Source organism: Candidatus Merdisoma sp. JLR.KK011, assembly GCF_036941125.1.
In the GTDB taxonomy this organism is placed as follows: Bacteria; Bacillota; Clostridia; order Lachnospirales; family Lachnospiraceae; genus Laedolimicola.
Map to the genome: position 1 here is coordinate 251,686 of NZ_JAYWSZ010000006.1, position 19,949 is coordinate 271,634.

Below are 19,949 nucleotides of genomic sequence, written 5' to 3' on the forward strand. Positions count from 1 at the left end.
TGAGACATCAGGAGGTAAAATGTTATGAAAAAATTGTTGGATCAGATCACAGAGGAGGTTCAGAAGGCCTTTGCGGCCTCTGGATATGAGGAGGAGTACGGAAAAGTGACCCTCTCCAACCGGCCGGATCTCTGTGAATATCAGTGTAACGGAAGTATGGCTGCGGCTAAGAAGTATCGCTGTGCGCCCATTCAGATTGCCGGGAAGGTGGCAGAGGAGCTTCAGAAAAGCGCTGTTTTTGAGGAAGTCCTGGCAGTGAATCCGGGTTTTATCAATCTGAAGGTAAGCTCTTCCTTTGTACAGACATATCTTCGAAAGATGCAGAAGGATGAGCGTCTGGGGTGTGATAAGGCAGATAAGCCCAGGACGATTATTGTTGACTACGGCGGCCCGAATGTGGCCAAGCCCCTCCATGTGGGGCATCTGCGCTCTGCCATTATCGGGGAGAGCGTGAAGCGTCTGGGACGTTTTGCGGGGCATGAGATGATCGGGGATATCCATCTGGGGGACTGGGGCCTGCAGATGGGATTGATTATCACGGAATTAAAGCGCAGAAAGCCGGAGCTTCCCTATTTTGACGAGAGCTTTACCGGGGATTATCCAGAAGAAGCGCCCTTTACCATCTCGGAACTGGAGGAGATTTATCCTACGGCCAGCGCCCGCTCCAAGGAGGATGAGGATTACAAGAATGAGGCTATGGAGGCTACTTATCTGGTTCAGCACGGGCATCGGGGATACCAGGCTGTTCTGCAGCATATTTTAGATGTTTCCGTGGCGGATTTGAAGAAGAATTATGCCAATCTGAATGTGGAGTTTGACCTTTGGAAAGGGGAATCGGATGCGCAGCCCTATATTCCCGGGCTGGTCAAGATGCTGAAGGACAAAGGCTTTGCCTATGAGAGTGAGGGGGCTCTTGTGGTGGATGTGAAGGAGGATACGGATACCAAGGAGGTTCCGCCCTGTATGATTTTGAAGTCGGACGGGGCTTCTCTCTATACAACCACGGATTTGGCGACGATTGTGGAGCGGATGAAGCTTTACCGGCCGGATGAGATGATTTATGTAGTGGACAAGCGGCAGGAAATGCATTTTGTCCAGGTGTTCCGCTGCGCCCGGAAGACGGGGCTTGTGGCGGCGGATACGGGGCTTAAGTTCCTGGGCTTTGGCACTATGAACGGGAAGGACGGGAAGCCGTTTAAGACCCGGGAAGGCGGCGTGATGCGTCTGGAGCATCTTCTTTCTGATATCAATGAGGAGATGTATCGGAAGATTGTGGAGAATTCGGAGGCGGAGATTCCGGAGAATGAGGCCAGAAAGACGGCTGAGATCGTGGGGCTTTCTGCTGTGAAGTATGGGGATTTGTCGAACCAGGCTTCTAAGGACTATGTATTTGATGTGGAGCGGTTTACTTCCTTTGAAGGGAATACGGGGCCTTATATTTTGTATACGATTGTGAGGATTAAGTCGATTCTCAATAAGTATCGGGAGATGGGATTTGATCCGGAGGCCGGAATGATCGGGATGCCTGGGAATGAGACCCAGAAGAATCTGATGCTTCGGCTGGCCCGGTTTAACGGGGCGGTCTTGAATGCTTTTGAGGAGCTGGCGCCTCATAAGATTTGTGCTTATATTTATGAGCTGGCGAATGCTTTTAATAAGTTTTACCATGAGACGAAGATTCTTGGTGAGGAAAATGCTGAGGTGCGAAGTGAGCTGGTGGCTGTTTTGGTGCTGACGAAACGGGTGCTGGAGACTTGTATTGGGATCTTGGGGTTTGAGGCGCCGGAGCGTATGTAGTGTGTGGGGGGACGGCTGAGCCGCAAAAGGCCGGGAGGCTTTTCCATATCTGTGTTCGGACGATTCGCGTACAGTCTGTCTGCTCTTGGCGGACGAACGCTTGGTGGTTTTGACAGGCTTTGCCTGTTGAACTTTCTTGGGCGTTTGTCCGCCAATATCAGACAGTCTGTGCGCGAATAGCCGGACACTGATATTGGAAAAGCCTCCCGGCCTTTTGCGGCTCAGCCTGGCTTTGGGGGTATGGTGTTTGGGTGGGTTTTAGGCTATGGCCATTTGTTTTACGCGGACGAAGGCTTTGTTGACGGCTGGGATGGCTAGGATGACTAATGTCAGGGCGGCTTCGCAGCCTAAGTAGCTGCCGTTGTAGGCGAGGGAGTATAGGGGGGCGCTCATTCCGGTGCCTTCGGCGTAGGAGGCGAAGAAGATGAGGCCGGACAGGAAGGCGAAGAGGTAGCGGCCCAGGACACCGGCTATGTAGCCTTTGATGAGGCCGTTTTTCTTGTTGTGGAAAAGGCCGGAGAGGCCGAGGGCGCCGAAGGCCAGCAGGTAGTCGGTGATCATCTGGGGGAGGCTGATGATGTAAGGGTCGGAGATGAGCTGCAAAAGGCCGTAGGCGAAGCCGGTGATGAGGCCGGTGCGCAGGCCGTACCAGTAGCCGATGCAGCAGATGAACAGCATGGAGAACAGGGTTACGGAGCCGCCCATGGGGGCTTCAAAGAGCTTTAGGAAGGATGTGATCATTCCCAGGGCCATGGCGACAGCGGCAAATACTAGGGGTTTTGTTTCGATGCGTTTGTTTTCTCCGGTGAGATAGCAGGCAAGAATTAATAAAATCAGAATGGCGGCTATTAAAGCGCCGTAGCCTAAGCCGGTTAGGGAGTAGGAGGTTCCCCACTCATCTACTACCTTGTTTACAAAAAGTGACATAAAAAAATCCTCCTTGATTGTGTGATTTTCACAGGAGGGGATACGAAAAGCAGCTTCCTTACGCCGGTATTAACCGGTTCAAGTAATGAGGGTCAGCGTGTACAATGTGCCACGCTTTCTCAGCCTTAGGCTCCCCTAGCATAATATTTGCTATGTGATTATCTTGAATATACTCTTGGGGGATAAAGTTGTCAAGTGTTTTATGGATGTTTTTTCAAAATGAAGATATCATACAAGAAATCAGCAGACATTCCGCGTATAATATGAAGCACGAGGAGGTGCTGCCATGCAGAAAGAAGTACGGACAGTCTGTTATGATGACGATCTGCAGCTTGAAGCATATCGCTTTGAGGGAATCGCACAGCCGTTTCCGAATCATTTCCATGATTACTATGTGATTGGCTTTATAGAAGCAGGGACACGCTGTTTGTCCTGCAAGAATAAAGAATATACAGTAGCTCAGGGAAATATTCTTTTGTTTAATCCCAGCGATAATCACAGTTGTGTGCAATGTGACGGCGGAACGCTTGATTACAGAGGTTTGAACATTCCAAAAGAAACGATGCTGTTATTAGCAGAGGAAATAACAGGACAAAGAGTCCCCATTGGTTTTTCGGAAAATGTCATTAAAAATGAGGAGCTGAGTCATTATCTCCATTCATTACATCAGAGCATTATGGATGGTTCAAAAGAGTTTGAAAAAGAGGAGATGCTTCTGCTCCTTATTTCATTGCTTATCGAGCAATACGGGCAGCCTTCCGGGAACTGTATTCCAGAGTACAGTGAAGAAATAGAGAATGCCTGCGCATTTATGTCAGAACATTTTGCGGAGCATATCACATTGGAAACTCTCTGCAAATGCAGCGGTCTTAGCAAATCTACATTGCTCCGAGCGTTTACTAAGTCAAAGGGAGTTACGCCGTATAGGTATCTTCAAATAATACGGATAAGCAAAGCAAAGGAACTGTTGGAGAAAGGCGCAGCCCCGGCTGACGCCGCTGTACAGACAGGCTTTTCAGACCAGAGCCATTTTTCAAATTTTTTTCATATGTTTATCGGATTGTCGCCTGCCGCATACAGACGCATTTTTAAGGAAGGCGGTAAGAATCATGGATAAAAAAACTACCATTGGGCATATCACAGCTCAGATTACGATTGTGATTTGGGGAACGACTTTCATATCCACCAAAATACTGCTTAAAGATTTTACACCGATAGAAATACTGTTTTTTAGATTTTTTCTTGGACTGCTTGTTCTGACGGCCGTTTATCCAAAACGGTTAAGAATAAAGGATAAAAAACAGGAGCGTACATTCGCTGCGGCAGGACTATGCGGAATATGCTTATATTACCTGCTTGAGAACATCGCATTAACCTATACGATGGCTTCTAATGTCGGCGTTATTATTTCTGTTGCTCCGTTTTTCACTGCTGTTTTATCTCATGTAATTTTAAAGGCAGAAGAAAAACTAAAAGCCGGTTTTTTTGTTGGTTTTATAGCGGCCATGACAGGAATATGTCTTATCAGTTTCAGCGGCGGGACCTTGCAGTTAAATCCTATTGGCGATGTTTTAGCGATTGCTGCAGCATTCGTATGGGCCGTTTATTCCTTGCTTACACGAAAAATCAGCGGCTATGGATATAATATCATTCAAACTACAAGGAGGATATTTACATACGGAATACTTTTTATGCTCCCGTTCCTTTTTGTTTTTGATTTCAGCTTGGATGTGCAGAGGTTTGCAGAGCCAGAGTATGCTCTGAACCTTATATATTTAGGCTTGGGCGCATCAGCCCTTTGTTTTGTTACTTGGAATTATGCGGTCAAGATGCTTGGAGCTGTTAAGACAAGTGTGTATATCTATATCGTCCCTGTCATCACCGTTGTCACATCCGTTATTGTGTTAAAGGAAGAAATCACATGGATGGCTGTGATTGGAATAGGACTTACCTTGATTGGTTTGTTTCTTTCAGAAGGTAAATTGATATTTAAGAAAAGAGTAAGCAGGTAAACAGGAGACACCACAGGGGTGTACCTTTGTGCCCATAAAGCAGAAGCAGGAATGAGGAAAGAAGGGAGCAAAAATGCAGGGGCACACGGTGGGTTTGACTATCTGCGGCTGCGCAAAAGGACGGCAGCTTACAGAAGCGGCAAAGCTTCTTGCGTTTTCCCAAAAGCCGATTATTGAAATTGCCCTTAGTTCAGGCATTATGTTTACCGTCTTTTCGTGCTGATTTTTTGATTTCGCTATGATAAAAATAATTGACAATCACAGGCGGAGCGTTAAAGGGATGGTTCATACTATCATCATTTCTTACATAGCCGAGACCAATTTCGGCGGCGTACTCTTTTAGCGCTGCGTCGAGAGCTTCCCAATAGCTGCGGCTGCCTTGATTGTAGATTTCCTGATACAGCGGCAGGAGAGCTGGGTATTTCTCTTTGATATAAGCCATAATGACGGCTTTGCAGCTTCCGCGGAGATTTAGATTTTCAAGCCATATCAGATTGCATTGATTCTTTGCCCGTTCAATAATTGCCTTGACATCAGTAATGCCGGGAAAAATCGGAGAAATAAAACAGGTGGTGCGAACGCCTGCTTTATGAAATTCTTTCATTGCCGCCAGTCGGCGCTCAATGGATACCGCCTTGTCCATATCGTCCTTAAATGCTTCGTCGAGCGTGTTGATTGACCATGAGACACGGACATCGGGAAATGTTTTTATCAAATCTAAATCCCGCAAAATCAAATCGGACTTTGTGGCGATGGAGAGCTTTACCCTGCTGTCTTGCAGTTCTTTAAGCAGTGCACGGGTGCGGCCGTATTTTTCCTCGATAGGCTGATAAGGGTCTGTTACTGAGCTGATAAACAGCTCCTTGCCATTATATTTGTCCGGGGACTTGATTGGCTGCCAAATCTTCACATCTACAAATTCGCCCCATTTTTCAGAGTGGTTTGTAAAGCGCTTCATAAAGCAGGCGTAGCAATACTTACAGGCATGTGCGCAGCCCGTATAAGGGTTTACTGAAAAATCACATGCAGGCAGATTGGATTTTGTTATCACATTTTTTGCTTGTAATTCTTTTATTATCATTTCCGTCTCCCAAAGCGTATTTGCTTGTCTATATCGGGTTTATATTGTTCGGACTGTACTTTTTCCGTCTTCCGAAATTCTTTTAATGACATCAAAATCAACTTCGGTATCTAAGAATTCCCTTGTCGAATTGCAATATGGTCAATTTATTGCCTGCTGTAAGCGTAACAAATTTTATGGTGTTTGTCAAAACTACAAAATAGTAGAAAGGATTTTTTCGGCAGTTGCTGTCTTTTGAAGAATGATATAATTTCCAAGGATTATATTGATTCCATATAGCATGAAAGCTATAATGGGGATAAATGAAAAAGGTATTTTATGATAATGAAAGAACGAGGGAGATTACAAATTATTATTTTGAAAACGCACAGGTCTTTGTAATATTGCCGATAAGAACAAAACGCCGGAGCAGGAGGTGCAGCATGGCTATTTTCAAAATAAAAAAACAGGATATTATCGATGCCTTAAAGTATATCGATGAGAACGGAGTGCCTTCTCACAACCAGAGCACGAAGTACGAGCTTGCAGCTGAGAATGGAAAAAAGTATCCGCCGAAGTATGTGGCGGCTGTGGCTGCCCATATTGCAAACGGTACAGATATTTCAACGGAGGGATTTAACGCCATAGAAGCAAAGAATTTTTTGGAAAGCCAGGGCTTTCATATAGAAACAAAGCAGCAGGAAAAGTTCCGGCTGGTTGTTACTGCTGACAGTGCAGAATCCACGGACGAGCGCTTCACAATGGACAACTTAAGTCTCGGTGATAACTATAAGCCTCTTGATGCATATTTTATGAACGCAGACGGTGGGATGATCCGGCGTTCTTACAGCAAAGGAGAAAGAAGAAATTCAAATCAGACGATGCCGCGCATTGCCTGTCAGATATTTGAGAAGCAGATTGCAGATCTGTCTGTTGAAGAAAAGGCGGATTTCCCTGTCTGCAGGTACAGTCCGGAAAGCAATGTCATACGAGGCATCTATCCAAGTGTGGATGAGTTCAAGAAGCATCGGAATACGATAGAATATCTGACTTACGGCTATGATAACGGCAGTCAGTTTGTTATCTATTGCTGGAACATTTTTTCCACAATTATTTTTGTTCAAGAATGTCTGAAGCGTTTCGGCGGGCCGGGAGATAAATTTATTCTGGACTACCGTGAAAAAGATGAAAAAGAGACAGAGGCTGCCAGGAGCGAGGCTTCTGCCCGGGAGGAGCTGGTTCAGCAGTTTAAAGGGTACAGGAACCGCTTTTCCTCCATGCTGATAGAATCAAAGAACTTGATTTTCCGAGGGGCGCCGGGTACAGGCAAGTCATATCTTGCAAAAGAGATTGCGGCAGACATTATAAGCAATGGTTATTTTGATGAGTACATACTTCTTACGGATGAGCAGAAAAAGCAGGTTGAGTTTGTACAGTTCCACCCAAGCTACGACTATTCGGACTTTGTTGAAGGACTGAGGCCAAAGGTAAATGATGACGGCACTATGGGCTTTGAGCTGCAGGACGGCATCTTTAAAAAGTTTGCTGAACGTGCCAGAAAAAACTACGAAAATTCCCAGAAATCCAAGGAAACCATAGAAAAAGAGCTGTCTGTCCAGGAATCAATGACGGAATTCTTTTCAAACGTCGAGCTTGGCGTGGATACTTTTAAAACCATTAACGGAAATGAGTTCACCATTACAAGCGTAGATGACAAGCACATAAATATTTCCATTCCGGGAAATGCCACTGTTAACAAGCTTGCCCTGAATCTCGATGACATCAAGAAGATGCTTGAATCCGGACAGAAGTTTGAGAAAATAAAAGATATTACAACATTCTTTGGAAAGACATTTGCAACACAGGCATATTCCTATTACTTTTCCATTTACAAAGCAATCAAGGCAAAAAAGGGCACGGTTTCAAAAGCAGAGGCAAAGCAGGAGGAATTGAAAAAATATATCTTCATCATCGACGAAATCAACCGCGGTGAGATTTCAAAGATTTTCGGAGAGCTGTTCTTTGCTGTTGATCCGGGATACCGCGGCAGATCCGGTGAGATATCCACTCAATATGCGAACCTGCATTCCGATCCGGATGATAAATTTTATATTCCGGAGAATGTCTATATCATTGGCACCATGAATGATATTGACCGTTCTGTAGACAGCTTTGATTTTGCTATGCGCAGACGGTTCCGGTTCGTGGAGCTCAAGGCGGATGAGCGTCTGGAGATGCTGGCGTCCCTGGAAGATGAAGAACTGGAAGCAGAAGCCATCAGGCGGATGGCTGCCCTTAATAAGGAAATCGCAAATTGTGAGGAGCTGAATGAAAATTACCAAATTGGCGCTTCCTATTTCTTGAAGCTTAAGACCCTTGATTTTGACCAGCTTTGGACGGATTATCTGCAGCCGCTTCTGCAGGAGTACATTCAGGGAATGTACGATGAGGAAGGGCTTATGAACAGATTTGCAAAAGCATACGGTTACAAGAAGCCAATGGAAGGTGATGCGGATGAAGGTGCTCAGGATCAAGGATAATTCACAGCTGAAAAAAGCTGTTTTTTCCGATGTTGGAACTCTTACAGGCAGGATTGCGGACAAGACGCTTGAGCGGCTGGAACGAGAAGGCATATTTGTGTTCCCAGAGATGGTCAAGGCTGCTGAGGATATCACACAGGAACAGATGATTCTTCAGGGAATTAATGACACTTATCGTTCCGGAAATGTGATGGGATTCCTTGGCTGCGGCGATGAGCGGCTTATCATCGAATCCCGCTTTGGAGGAGTGGGCGAGGATTACTTTTTCTGGTATCTCCTTGACCGGGTGCTGGATTTCCCTAATATTGTGAATTTGGAGACAGATGCCAGCCAGGACAGCCGGCTGTTTCAGTTCCTGCTGTTCCTGTTCCCGCATTATCTTAAGACAGCTATGCGGAAGGGGGTTTACAAAAGATACATCCGCCGCAGTTACAATGACGGAAATGTAAAAGGAGCAGTTGACATTGCAAGGCATATTGAAAAAAATACTCCTTTTATCGGGAATGCGGCCTACAGTCAGAGAGAATTCTCCTATGACAATCCCCTGATGGAGCTGGTGCGCCACACCATAGAGTTTATAAAGAGGAAGCCCTATGGGAAAAACCTTCTTATCAAGGTAAAGGATGAGGTAAAACTTGTTATAGAGGCCACTCCGGGGTACGAGCCATATGATCGGCAGAAAATGGTTGATTGGAATAAAAGGAATACGGTCCGGCATGCGTATTTCCGGGAATATCTTGCCCTTCAGAGGTTATGCCTCTTGATCCTTCAGCGCCGGAAACATCAGATTGGTTTGGGGTCACGGCAGATATACGGAATTCTGTTTGACGGGGCATGGTTATGGGAGGAATATGTAAGCCTGCTTATTGCGGAGACTTTTTATCATCCAATGAATAAGGGCGGCAAAGGTGCGCAGCGTCTCTTTGACGGCAGCTATGGACTGATTTATCCTGATTTTATCAGTAAGGATGATAAAACAAGGATAATTGCCGATGCCAAGTACAAGCCTGTAGAGAATATTGGCAGCAGAGATTATCTGCAGATGCTGGCTTATATGTTCAGATTCGATGCCAAATCGGGCTACTATCTTTATCCAGAAGCAAAAGAAGCCGGAGATCTGAGGCTCTGGATGAACAAGGGATCTACTTATGAAAAAAATGTAATGCCCAGGCAGGATGTCAGTGTCACGAAGCATGGATTGAAAATTCCTGTTAATGCGGAAAACTATGAGGAGTTTACATTTAGAATGCAGGCAGGCGAGCAGGAATTTGTGAAAGAGTTTGCTGTAGGGAGATGAATAGTCAATTAAGTAATAGTCAACCAATATCAATAAGTGGTTGACTATCACCCCCGAACATGCTATAGTTGTCTCCGTAAACCAAAAACATTGACCACAAAGGAAAAAGAGGCCTCTTTGCACAGGACCAGCCTTTATTTTCTGTCAGAGGAGACACAGTATGCGAAATGAAAAGACAAAAAACATGATCCTATGCGCTATGTTCGTAGCGCTGATTTCCGTAGGCGCATTTATCAAGATTCCGGTTCCGGTAGTTCCCTTTACCCTGCAAGTCCTGTTCACCATGCTTGCCGGCCTGCTGCTGGGCGGAAAAAGAGGTGCGCTTGCCGTATGCATCTATATTGTTCTCGGCCTTGTGGGTCTTCCGGTGTTTACCCAGGGCGGAGGAATCGGCTATATTTTTCAGCCGACTTTTGGCTATATCATCGGATTTGCAGTGGGGGCTTTTGTTACGGGAGTCATTGCCAACCGCTCAAACAGGCCCGGATACAAGCTGCTTCTGGGCGCTAATTTTGCCGGCCTTGCAATTGTATACCTATTCGGAATGGTGTATTATTATCTAATCAGCAATTTCTATCTGAACACTCCCATTGGAATCTGGCCCTTGTTTTTATACTGTTTCCTTCTTGCGGTGCCTGGCGATATTCTTTTGTGCATTGTGGGAGCAATCCTGGGAAAGCGGATGATTCCGCTGGTGAGGGAAGGAAAAATATAATTTTTTTAAGATGCAAATTAAAGGGATACATCGGAACTGGAATAGGAGAAACAGATGGATATCACAACTTTAGGAAATGAAGTGCTGCAAGGAAAACAAATCACCAGAGAAGAGGCTCTCTGGCTCTATTCACAGCCCATAAAGGAACTATGCGAAAAAGCCGATGAAATCCGGGCTCATTTTTGCTCCAATGGATTTGATCTCTGCACAATCATCAACGGAAAAAGCGGACGCTGCTCAGAGAACTGCCGCTTCTGTGCTCAGTCTGCGCACAATCATACAGGGGCCGAGGAATATCCCCTGCTTTCCGCGGAAGAAATTCTGGCGCAGGCCAAAAAGAACGATGAGCAGGGCGTGCTCCGCTATTCCATCGTCACCTCCGGAAAGCGGCTCTCTGACCGGGAAGTGGAGCAGATGTGCGATACGATACGGCAGATTCGAAGAGAAACCGGCATCAGCGTATGCGTCTCCTTCGGCCTTCTGAATGAAGAACAATATCGAAAATTAAAGGAAGCCGGGGTATCAAGAGTTCACAACAATCTGGAAACCTCACGCCGGAATTTCCCAAATGTGTGTACCACTCACACCTTTGAGGAGAAGATCTGTGCTATCCAGGCGGCCCAGGCAGCGGGCCTTTCCGTGTGCAGCGGCGGCATTATGGGACTTGGAGAGACTGTAGAGGATCGCATTGATATGGCGCTGACCTTAAGGGAGCTTGGCGTCAAAAGCGTGCCGGTCAATATGCTGAATCCCATTCCGGGCACACCTTTTGAACATAACAGGCGGCTTAGCGAATGGGACATGTGCCGGATTGCGGCAGTTTACCGGTTCATACTTCCGGATGCTTCCATCCGCCTTGCAGGAGGCCGGGGCCTTCTTAGAGACAAGGGGAAAAGCTGCTTTAGATCCGGGGCAAACGCAGCCATTTCCGGCGATATGCTCACCACGGCCGGCATTACGGTGGAGACAGACAGGGAACTTCTTAAAGAACTGGGCTATGAAGTGAGGTATGGAAATGAGTAAAGTGCTCTTTATCATCGGAACCGGGACTGACATTGGAAAGACTTATGTTTCCGGCCTGATTGTAAAAAAATTGAGAGAAAGCGGAAGCAGGGCCGGCTATTATAAGGCAGCCGTGAGCGGAAACGAGCGCAGAGCAGACAAAAGCCTCATTCCCGGCGACGCCCTCTTTGTAAAAGAGGTATCCGGAATTGACCAGCCACTGGAAGAAATGTGCCCTTACGTCTATGAGGCAGCCGTTTCGCCGCACCTGGCTTCCAGGATAGAAGGCAATCCAGTCCGGCTTGAGGTGGTGCTGGAGGGCTTTCGGAAGGCTTGCAGCCGCTATGAATACGTGACACTGGAAGGCTCCGGAGGAATTCTGTGCCCCATTTGCTTTGACGAAAAGGAAATCTGGCTGCCGGATGTGATAAAGGCCTGCGGCGCAGGCTGCCTGCTTGTCGCAGATGCCGGGCTGGGTACTATCAACAGCGTAGGTCTGACTGCATTTTATATGAAAGAGAAGGGCATTCCCTTGAAAGGGATTATTTTTAATCATTTTAAGCCGGGGGATGTGATGCAGGAGGATAATCGGAACATGTGCGAGCATCTGACCGGAGCCCGGGTAATCGCCTGTGTACAGGAGGGAGATACAGAGCTTGACATTTCTGCGGAGGATTTGAAAAAGTTATACGATACGGAACTTAGATAAGACGGTAAAGTCGCAAAGGCGCACGAGAGGAACTTTTATGAGGGCCTTTTCGAATAAAAGTTTCTCTCATAACCAGTGTGTCGAAGCGGCTTTACCCCTTTAGTGCTGTCGCACAGCGACTTTAAAACAGTAATATCCATCACAGTGCACAAATCAATTTACAGACGCATGTTTTTGGCGGCTGGAAATTGATTTCAAACCCGTGTGCTTTGAGGGATATTACGGAACTGGAATAGGAGAAATAATATGATTTGGTATCCATACGAACAGATGAAAACCATGAAAGCCCCCTATAAAATCGTAGACGCCGAAGGCGTTTACCTATACACCGAAGACCAGAAGCTGATAGATTCCGTATCCTCCTGGTGGAGCGTCATCCATGGCTACAAGCACCCGGAGCTGAACCGGGCAATCATTTCCCAGGCGGAAAAATTTTCCCACGTAATGCTGGGCGGACTGACCCATGAGCCGGTACAAAGGCTGGCGGAAAAGCTGAAGGATTTCCTGCCAGGGGATTTGGACTATTCCTTCTTTTCCGATTCCGGCAGCGTAGCAGTAGAGGTTGCTCTGAAAATGGCCCTTCAGTTCTATATGAACCGGGGTGACGAGCAGCGCACCATGATTCTTGCCTTGAATCATGCTTATCACGGCGATACCTTCAAAACCATGGAGGCCGGCGACGACGAGGATTATCATTTTGTGCTCAATGCCTACGGCCCCAGCAAATACGTTGTGCACATTCCAACGGAAATTCAAGCTCTGGAGCAGGCATTTGAGAAATACCGCAGACGGCTGAACTGCTTTATCGTGGAACCGCTCCTCCAGGGAGCTGGCGGAATGCGGATGTATGACGTTTCCTTCCTGAAACGCGCCAGAGAATTGTGCGATAAGTACGATGTCCTGCTGGTTTTTGATGAGGTTGCAACCGGCTTCGGCCGTACCGGAAACCGCTTCGCAGCCGATCTGGTTCTGCCGGACATTCTGGTTCTTGGCAAAGCCCTGACCGGTGGATATATCGGCCATGCAGTTACCGTTGCCAATGAAAAGGTCTTTCGCGGCTTCTATGACGACAGTCCGGAGCATGCTTTGATGCACGGCCCGACCTTTATGGGGAATGCCCTGGCCTGCAGCGTGGCGCTCAAATCCATTGAGCTTTTTGAAACCCAGGATTATATGGCGAAGATCCGGCGGATTGAAGAGATTACCAGACGGGAAATGATGGGATTTTCCCACAGGCAGATTAAGGAAGTCCGAATCATGGGCGGCTGTGTATGCATAGAGGTAAAGGATGCCGCTGTGCTTGCCGGATATCAGCAGTTTGCCTATGAGCGCGGCGTGTTCAGCCGGCCCTTCTTGAAATATCTCTATGCCATGGTTCCCTATATCATTTCCGAGGAAGAGCTGGTGAAGGTGCTGGGGACGATGAAGGAATGGTTTGCCAGATAAAAATAGGATTGAAATTGCAGAAAGATAGTGGTAAAATGAAGCAACTGAAAAATAGTTGCGTAAAGGGTGATGATGGTGGTGATAATGATAGATGCCTAAGAAGAAGGATCTGCTTGAAAAGCTATGCAGAAAACCAAGTCCTAAAAATTTTACAACCAGAGAATTAGATTTACTTATGGGAAAATGTGATTGTGAAAAATTTTCAGGTGGAAGAGGCTCTGGGATAGGGTTTGTCCACAAAGGAACAAAAAGGATTCTGCAGTTTGATCAACCACATCCGGGAAATGAGCTATATAGATACCAGATTGAAAAAACTATACGGTTTTTAAAGGACATAGGAGAATTAGGATAATCTGATAAGAGGTGATACAATGAATTCAATGCTGGAATATAAAGGATATCATGCTTCCATAGAATATGATGCGGAAGATAATATATTTGTTGGAGAAGTGTTTGGCATCACAGACTCTTTGAATTTTCATGGAACATCAGTTACGGAATTAAAAGAGATGTTTGAACAAAGCATTGAAAATTATTTGGAGCTGTGTGAGAAAATAGGCAAAAATCCGGATAAAGAATTCAAAGGAACTTTTAATGTCAGGATACCTCCTGAACTGCATAAAAAAGCTGCATTAGCGGCGGCAAAGCAAAAAATAACGTTAAACCAATATGTAATAAAGGCGCTTCATCAATCCTTTGAAGAAAAAGATAAGACGAAAGAAACTGTAATATATATACCATATGAATTCAAACAAATAGATTGGGAAAGGCAAGAGGATATCGGACTTACCACAATCTATAGTGATACGCCAGTCTGGTCGAAAAAGGAGAGCTTTGTATATGCAGGAAATTAGTGCAAAAATTATAAAACAAAAAATAATTTGTTCCAATATTTCCGTTTCTCGAGATTTAACAAAAAAGTTTGAGCTTAATATGGAATGCAAAGCTAAGATGAAGACGCCAAAGAATGAAAAAGATAAAACTATTTTATTAAATATGGAATTAAATGTTGGTACAAAAGATGAAAAACTGGCAATAAAATTGCTTGCAGATATTATTTTTGAATTAGATTTACTGCCTGATGATTATGATAGAATAGGACAACAAAAACTAGTTCCGATGGCAAGAGAAGCATTATTAAATTCTTTAGATGAGCTGCTTCTTATTATGGGATATAACAAAATGGAACTGGCGGAAAAAATATAAAGAGATTTGGGGCTGTCCGATTACTATTGCATTAGACAGCCTGCTTTAGGAAAACAGGCGGAAAGGCGGCTGAAATGATACTAAGCGTCAGCAGAAGAACAGACATCCCCAACTATTATGCAGACTGGTTTTACAATCGAATTAAGGAAGGCTTCCTGTACGTAAGAAATCCTTTTAATCCCCATCAAATCAGCAGGATTTCTCTGTCGCCTGATGTAGTGGACTGTATCGTATTCTGGACGAAGAATCCGGAAAATATGCTTGAACGGTTAGAGGAATTAAAGGAGTATACCTATTATTTCCAATTCACGCTCACAGGCTATGGAAAAGACCTGGAGCCGGGAATCCCCCATAAGCGTGAGCATATGCTCGGTGTATTTCAAAGACTTTCGGATCAAATCGGGGCGGACCGGGTCGTGTGGCGGTACGATCCCATTCTGTTCAACAGCGTGTATACACCGGAATATCATCTGAAAGCATTTGAGGAAATCGCCGGAAGCTTGAAGGGATATACACAGAAAACAGTTATCAGCTTTGTGGATCTCTATGCAAAAGCAAAAGGAAGAATGAAGGAATTGGCCCTTCAAATGCCATCCGGGGGAGAAATGATATCATTTGCCCAGGAACTGGCGGCAATTTCCAGGAAAAACCATATGTCCATAGAAGCCTGCGCAGAGCATACGGATCTGAAAAAGGCAGGCGTGATGCCCGGAAGCTGTATTGACCAGGCATTGATAGAAAAACTCATCGGCTGCAAAATAGCAGGAAGCAAGGACAAGAATCAGAGAGAGGCCTGCAATTGCCTGGAGAGCATCGAGGTGGGAACCTACGACACCTGCAAAAACGGATGCCGCTACTGTTATGCCAACGGAAGCATTGAACAGGTAGGCAGGAATGCGGCCCTGTATGATGTGAATGCGCCGCTGCTGTGCGGAAGAATCCAGCCGGAGGACATGGTGACAGAGCGGAAGGTGAAGTCCTTGAAGGCCGGGCAGATGGAGCTTTTTGAAAGGGAGAAGGTCGAAGATCTTCAAAGAATCCCAGGCATAGGCGCAAATATGGAACAGCACCTCAACAATATTGGAATCCGGTGTGTGGCGGATTTAAAGGGAAGAGATCCGGAGGAGCTGTACCACCTGGATTGTCTGAAAAAAGGCTTCCAGGATGACAAATGCGTCCTCTACGTATTCCGCTGCGCCGTCTATTACGCAGAGCACGAACAGCCTGATCCGAAAAAATTAAAATGGTGGTATTGGAAGGACAGGGACTATCCGGAAACGGAGTAAAACAGCATCTATACATTTGGAAAAATCAGCTAATTATGGCTGATTTTTCTTTTTTAAAAATAAAAAACGAAAACAATATATTTAAATTAATATCTTAAAAATGAAATTATAATTTCTCGGATATATAAATTTTTCAATAAAAAATAGGTAAAAATTGCAAATTATAGTAGAAAATAATAAATATATTGTATATAGTGACATATTATGAACAAATTAAATTTCATTTTTAAAAATAAATATTGACAAGTTTTGAAGAGGGAACTATAATAAAAGCATCAAAAAAGAAATCTCAGCTAAAAAGTGAAAATGGGAAGGAGAAGTAAAGACTATGAAAAAAGTGATAGCAATGATGATGGCGGCAGTGATGGTATTTTCGATTGCGGCATGCGGCTCTAAGACCGAACAGCCGGCCGAGGCAGAAGCTCCGGCGGCTTCGGAAGTTCCGTCAGATTCCGAAGCGCCTGGCGGGACGGAGCAGGAAGAGGCCCCGGAAGCTGCGTCAGGAGAGCTTACAAAGGTGGGCGTGGCCTTTATGAAGTCAGATCCTTTTATGGTTCCTCTCTATGACGGCATGAAGGAAGCCTGTGATGCCAATGGTATTGAACTGATAGCTTATTATGCAGATAACGATATTGAAAAACAGATTTCCCAGGTAGACGATTTGCTGCAGCAGGAGATTGACGGATTGATTGTGATGCCTGTGGACTTTGAGGGGATTACACCGGCCCTGGAGGCGGCGGACAAGGCAGGCGTTCCGGTGGTTTCCGTAGATGCGGAATGCGCTAAGAGTGAACTGACCATTGCATATATTGCCTCCGATAATTATGCGGCAGGCTATGCCTGCGGCGAAAATGTAGTCAATACCCTGGAAAGCGCAAAAATAATAGCGCTGACTCATCCGGAGATTAAGTGCACCATAGACCGCTATGAAGGTTTTAAGGCGGCAGTAGCCGGCCGCGAAGGCTTTGAGATTATTGCGGAGCAGCCCTGTTCAGGCCTTATGGATAAGGGCATGACGGTTATGGACAATATGATCCAGGCTTATCCGGATTTCGATGTGGTATTCTGCATCAACGACGGTTCCTCTCAAGGAGCTATTTCCTCTCTGGAAGCTGCCAACAGACTAGAAGGCGTTCAAGTATACGCAGTTGACGGCCAGCAGACAAATGCAGATTTGATTAAGGACAAAAAACTCACGGGCGAAGCGGCGCAGCAGCCCTTTGAGATGGGGAAGGGCGCTGTTGAGCTTCTTATGAAAAATGCAAAGGGCGAGCCCTATGAATATGAGAATCTTCTGGAGATAAATTTCCTTACAATTGAAAATGTAGAAGGATACGAAGGTTTCTAAACGAAAGGAAATGTTTTTAGCTGAGATCTGAGGGCGCTTAAACAAAGTGAGGAAGGAAGCTTGTTTGGGCGTCCTGTTTCTTTGAGGAAGGAGTGTTTTATGTCAGACATATTGCTGGAAGCGAGAGGGGTTACGAAGATATTCCCCGGTGTAAAGGCCCTGGACCGGGTGAATCTGACCATAAAGCAGGGAGAGGTCCATGGACTGATTGGGGAGAACGGGGCAGGAAAGAGTACGATTATAAAGGTACTGGCAGGCGTACATATGCCGGAGGAGGGACAGATTTCTTTTTTGGGGCAGGCCTGTGGAAAGGAAAGCATCAGCCAGGCCCTTAGAAGGGGGATCAGTGTCATTTACCAGGAATTGTGTCTGGTACCCCATATGAAGGTGTACGAAAATATTATGCTGGGATTTGAGGACGGAAAAGGAGATCTGTATTCCGCAGCCAAAACAAGGGAAAAGGCGGAAGAGATCATTTCCATGCTGGATCTGGATCTGCCTCTGGACGAGGAGGTATATAAGCTGGACATAGCGGTACAGCAGATGGTGGAGATAGCAAAGGCATTTTCCAGAAATTCCAGGCTGATTATTATGGATGAGCCAACCTCTTCCTTGAGTGACAAGGAAGTAAAGCTTCTGTACCAGATCATCCGCAATCTGAAGGAAAGAGGCATTTCCACCCTCTTTGTATCCCATAAATTGGAAGAAGTTGTGGAAATCTGCGACCGGGTAACGGTTTTTCGCGACGGACAGTCTATTGTCACCAAGGAGATACAGGAGGTTACCCGGGAGCAGATGGTATATGACATGGTGGGAAGGGAAATTAAAAATTATTACACGCTCACCCATACACCCAGGAACGAAGTGATTCTTACCGTAAAAAACCTTTATAAAAAAGGCTATATTGAGGATGTAAGCTTTGAACTTCGAAAGGGCGAGGTGCTGGGGGTTACGGGCCTTATCGGAGCCGGACGGACAGAGGTGGCCCTGGCCCTTTTCGGACTGCTTCAGCCAGAAGGAGGAGAGATTGTATTTGAAGGACAGAAAAGAACCATAAAAAATCCGGCCCAGGCGATTGACATGGGAATTGTGATGGTTCCCGAGAACCGCAAGGAACAGGGGATTATTCCCCAGATGGGGGTGGGATACAATATATCTATGGCAGTGCTGCAGGCATTTATCCGTCTGATGAGGGTGAACGGGAAAAAGGAGAGGGACATTGTAGAGCAGTATATGAAGAAGCTTAGAGTCAAGGCATCCTCCAGCCGGCAGCATATTGTAAACTTGAGCGGAGGAAACCAGCAGAAAGCGATTATCGCCAGATGGCTGGCGACCAATCCAAAGGTTCTGATTCTGGATGAACCTACAAAGGGCATTGACATCGGCGCAAAGACAGAGATTTACTCCATGATTGACGAGCTGGCAAAGGAAGGGGTGGCCATCATTCTCATATCATCGGAGCTGCCGGAGGTGATCAACACCAGCGACCGGCTGATTGTTATGAAGAACCACAGGATAACAGGAATTTTGAATGATAAGGCGGAATTTGTACAGGAGAATATTATGAATTACTGCCTGGGAGGAGGAGATTTGTAATGGCTGGGAACAGAAGCGGTAAAATGGGAAGCGTCATATGGGCTCCCATCAGAGACTATATGAAACGAAACATTGGAATCATTGTGGGACTGCTGGTAATTATGGCGGTTACCTCTACCTTGTCAGACAACTTTCTGACAGGCTCCAATCTGCTGAATGTTTTAAGACAGATATCGACCAACGCTTTTCTTGCTTTCGGAATGACCTTTGTGATTTTGATAGGTGGGATTGATCTGAGCGTGGGACCGGTGGTTGCATTTTCGGGAGTGTTTGCCGCTTATGCCATGGCGAATTGGGAGTGGTCTGCGGCAGCGGCTGTCCTGGTGTCTGTCCTTCTCTGCATTCTGATTGGAGCATTTAACGGGGCGATTATAACGGCCACCAGCATAGCGCCATTCGTAGTAACCCTGTCCACCCAGACGATTATACGGGGAGCGGCCATGCTTTTGGGGAACGGAAGTCCTATCCGGGTGTCGGATGAGCAGTTCTGCGTGATTGGAACCTCCTATCTGGGGCCCATAGCGTATCCGGTTTTTTATATGTTTGCCGTAATGCTTATCTGTTATCTGCTTCTCAATAAAACAAAATTCGGAAGACATATTTACGCTCTGGGCGGCAACCGTATGGCAGCCCGGTTCGCCGGAATCCGCACGGCAAAAATAGAGCTTCTGGTCTATATCCTTTCGGCAGTTCTGGCCGGACTGGCAGGGATTGTCCTAAGTGCCCGGCTCTCGGCCGGCGTTCCGGCCACAGGAGAGGGCTATGAGTGCGATGCCATAGCGGCAGTGGTTCTTGGGGGAGCCAGCTTTGCAGGGGGAGTGGGAACCGTAGGCGGAACGCTGATTGGGGCAATTATTATCGGGGTATTGAACAATGGCCTCAATATGCTGAATGTTGCCTCCTTCTGGCAGTATGTGGCAAAGGGAGTAGTGATACTTGCGGCAGTTCTGCTGGATTATATCAGAAAAAACAACACATTGAAAAAGAAGCTGCATAGCAGATAGAAAG

General features: G+C 46.0%; 18 protein-coding genes, 1 pseudogene and 1 riboswitch. Of the genes and pseudogenes, 17 read left to right on the forward strand and 2 right to left on the reverse strand.

Annotation, left to right across the window (positions count from 1 at the left end; translation table 11 throughout):
* Positions 1 to 24 precede the first annotated feature (24 nt).
* On the forward strand, positions 25 to 1,797 hold the full coding sequence (gene argS / locus VV089_RS24645; RefSeq protein WP_334337778.1) for an arginine--tRNA ligase: 1,773 nt from the start codon (positions 25 to 27) through the stop codon (positions 1,795 to 1,797).
* A gap of 258 nt (positions 1,798 to 2,055) precedes the next feature.
* Here the strand turns inward: argS and thiT are convergent, their stop codons facing one another.
* Positions 2,056 to 2,724, reverse strand: coding sequence for an energy-coupled thiamine transporter ThiT (gene thiT, locus VV089_RS24650; RefSeq protein ID WP_334337779.1), 669 nt, complete (start codon positions 2,722 to 2,724; stop codon positions 2,056 to 2,058).
* A gap of 38 nt (positions 2,725 to 2,762) precedes the next feature.
* Positions 2,763 to 2,871, reverse strand: a riboswitch (TPP riboswitch).
* 139 nt (positions 2,872 to 3,010) lie between these two features.
* Here thiT and VV089_RS24655 point away from each other — a divergent pair.
* The 3 genes and pseudogenes from VV089_RS24655 to VV089_RS24665 all read left to right on the forward strand — a co-directional run.
* Entirely contained in the window at positions 3,011 to 3,841 is an 831-nt protein-coding gene (locus VV089_RS24655) for an AraC family transcriptional regulator (protein ID WP_334337780.1), read from the forward strand.
* A complete protein-coding gene (locus VV089_RS24660) occupies positions 3,834 to 4,736 on the forward strand; it encodes a DMT family transporter (RefSeq protein ID WP_334337781.1) in 903 nt (300 codons plus the stop codon). Before VV089_RS24655 ends, VV089_RS24660 begins: the two co-directional genes overlap by 8 nt.
* Before the next feature lie 85 nt (positions 4,737 to 4,821).
* Positions 4,822 to 4,932: pseudogene (locus VV089_RS24665) on the forward strand (AraC family transcriptional regulator); the annotation flags it as partial.
* Here VV089_RS24665 and VV089_RS24670 read toward each other — a convergent pair.
* A complete protein-coding gene (locus tag VV089_RS24670) occupies positions 4,927 to 5,817 on the reverse strand; it encodes a radical SAM mobile pair protein B (RefSeq protein WP_172540382.1) in 891 nt (296 codons plus the stop codon). The pseudogene VV089_RS24665 and the gene VV089_RS24670 sit on opposite strands and share 6 nt — an antisense overlap.
* A gap of 422 nt (positions 5,818 to 6,239) precedes the next feature.
* Here VV089_RS24670 and VV089_RS24675 point away from each other — a divergent pair, with 422 nt between their 5' ends.
* The 13 genes from VV089_RS24675 (at position 6,240) to VV089_RS24735 (ending at position 19,945) form a co-directional block, all read left to right on the forward strand.
* On the forward strand, positions 6,240 to 8,336 hold the full coding sequence (locus VV089_RS24675) for an McrB family protein (RefSeq protein WP_334337782.1): 2,097 nt from the start codon (positions 6,240 to 6,242) through the stop codon (positions 8,334 to 8,336).
* Positions 8,311 to 9,633: a 5-methylcytosine restriction system specificity protein McrC gene (locus tag VV089_RS24680; RefSeq protein ID WP_334337783.1), complete on the forward strand. Its 1,323-nt coding sequence runs from the start codon at positions 8,311 to 8,313 to the stop codon at positions 9,631 to 9,633. The genes VV089_RS24675 and VV089_RS24680 overlap by 26 nt, the downstream gene beginning before the upstream one ends.
* 160 nt (positions 9,634 to 9,793) lie before the next feature.
* Positions 9,794 to 10,348 (forward strand): biotin transporter BioY, encoded by a 555-nt coding sequence (locus VV089_RS24685; protein WP_172540385.1) that lies wholly within the window; start codon positions 9,794 to 9,796, stop codon positions 10,346 to 10,348.
* 54 nt (positions 10,349 to 10,402) lie between these two features.
* Positions 10,403 to 11,371 (forward strand): biotin synthase BioB, encoded by a 969-nt coding sequence (bioB, locus tag VV089_RS24690; RefSeq protein WP_334337784.1) that lies wholly within the window; start codon positions 10,403 to 10,405, stop codon positions 11,369 to 11,371.
* On the forward strand, positions 11,364 to 12,059 hold the full coding sequence (gene bioD, locus VV089_RS24695) for a dethiobiotin synthase (protein ID WP_442891623.1): 696 nt from the start codon (positions 11,364 to 11,366) through the stop codon (positions 12,057 to 12,059). The genes bioB and bioD overlap by 8 nt, the downstream gene beginning before the upstream one ends.
* Before the next feature lie 246 nt (positions 12,060 to 12,305).
* Entirely contained in the window at positions 12,306 to 13,505 is a 1,200-nt protein-coding gene (gene bioA, locus VV089_RS24700) for an adenosylmethionine--8-amino-7-oxononanoate transaminase (protein WP_334337786.1), read from the forward strand.
* A 91-nt stretch (positions 13,506 to 13,596) separates the two neighbouring features.
* Positions 13,597 to 13,857, forward strand: coding sequence for a type II toxin-antitoxin system HicA family toxin (locus VV089_RS24705; RefSeq protein ID WP_172542986.1), 261 nt, complete (start codon positions 13,597 to 13,599; stop codon positions 13,855 to 13,857).
* A gap of 19 nt (positions 13,858 to 13,876) precedes the next feature.
* On the forward strand, positions 13,877 to 14,359 hold the full coding sequence (locus VV089_RS24710) for a type II toxin-antitoxin system HicB family antitoxin (RefSeq protein ID WP_172542987.1): 483 nt from the start codon (positions 13,877 to 13,879) through the stop codon (positions 14,357 to 14,359).
* A complete protein-coding gene (locus VV089_RS24715; RefSeq protein ID WP_172542988.1) occupies positions 14,346 to 14,711 on the forward strand; it encodes a hypothetical protein in 366 nt (121 codons plus the stop codon). The genes VV089_RS24710 and VV089_RS24715 overlap by 14 nt, the downstream gene beginning before the upstream one ends.
* 74 nt (positions 14,712 to 14,785) lie before the next feature.
* Entirely contained in the window at positions 14,786 to 15,997 is a 1,212-nt protein-coding gene (locus VV089_RS24720) for a DUF1848 family protein (protein WP_334337787.1), read from the forward strand.
* Positions 15,998 to 16,325: 328 nt separating this feature from the next.
* A complete protein-coding gene (locus VV089_RS24725) occupies positions 16,326 to 17,345 on the forward strand; it encodes a substrate-binding domain-containing protein (RefSeq protein ID WP_172542990.1) in 1,020 nt (339 codons plus the stop codon).
* 99 nt (positions 17,346 to 17,444) lie between these two features.
* Positions 17,445 to 18,941, forward strand: a complete 1,497-nt coding sequence (locus tag VV089_RS24730; protein ID WP_334337788.1) for a sugar ABC transporter ATP-binding protein — start codon at positions 17,445 to 17,447, stop codon at positions 18,939 to 18,941.
* Complete coding sequence (locus tag VV089_RS24735) at positions 18,941 to 19,945, forward strand: ABC transporter permease (protein WP_334337789.1); 1,005 nt, start codon at positions 18,941 to 18,943, stop codon at positions 19,943 to 19,945. Before VV089_RS24730 ends, VV089_RS24735 begins: the two co-directional genes overlap by 1 nt.
* Positions 19,946 to 19,949: the final 4 nt, after the last annotated feature.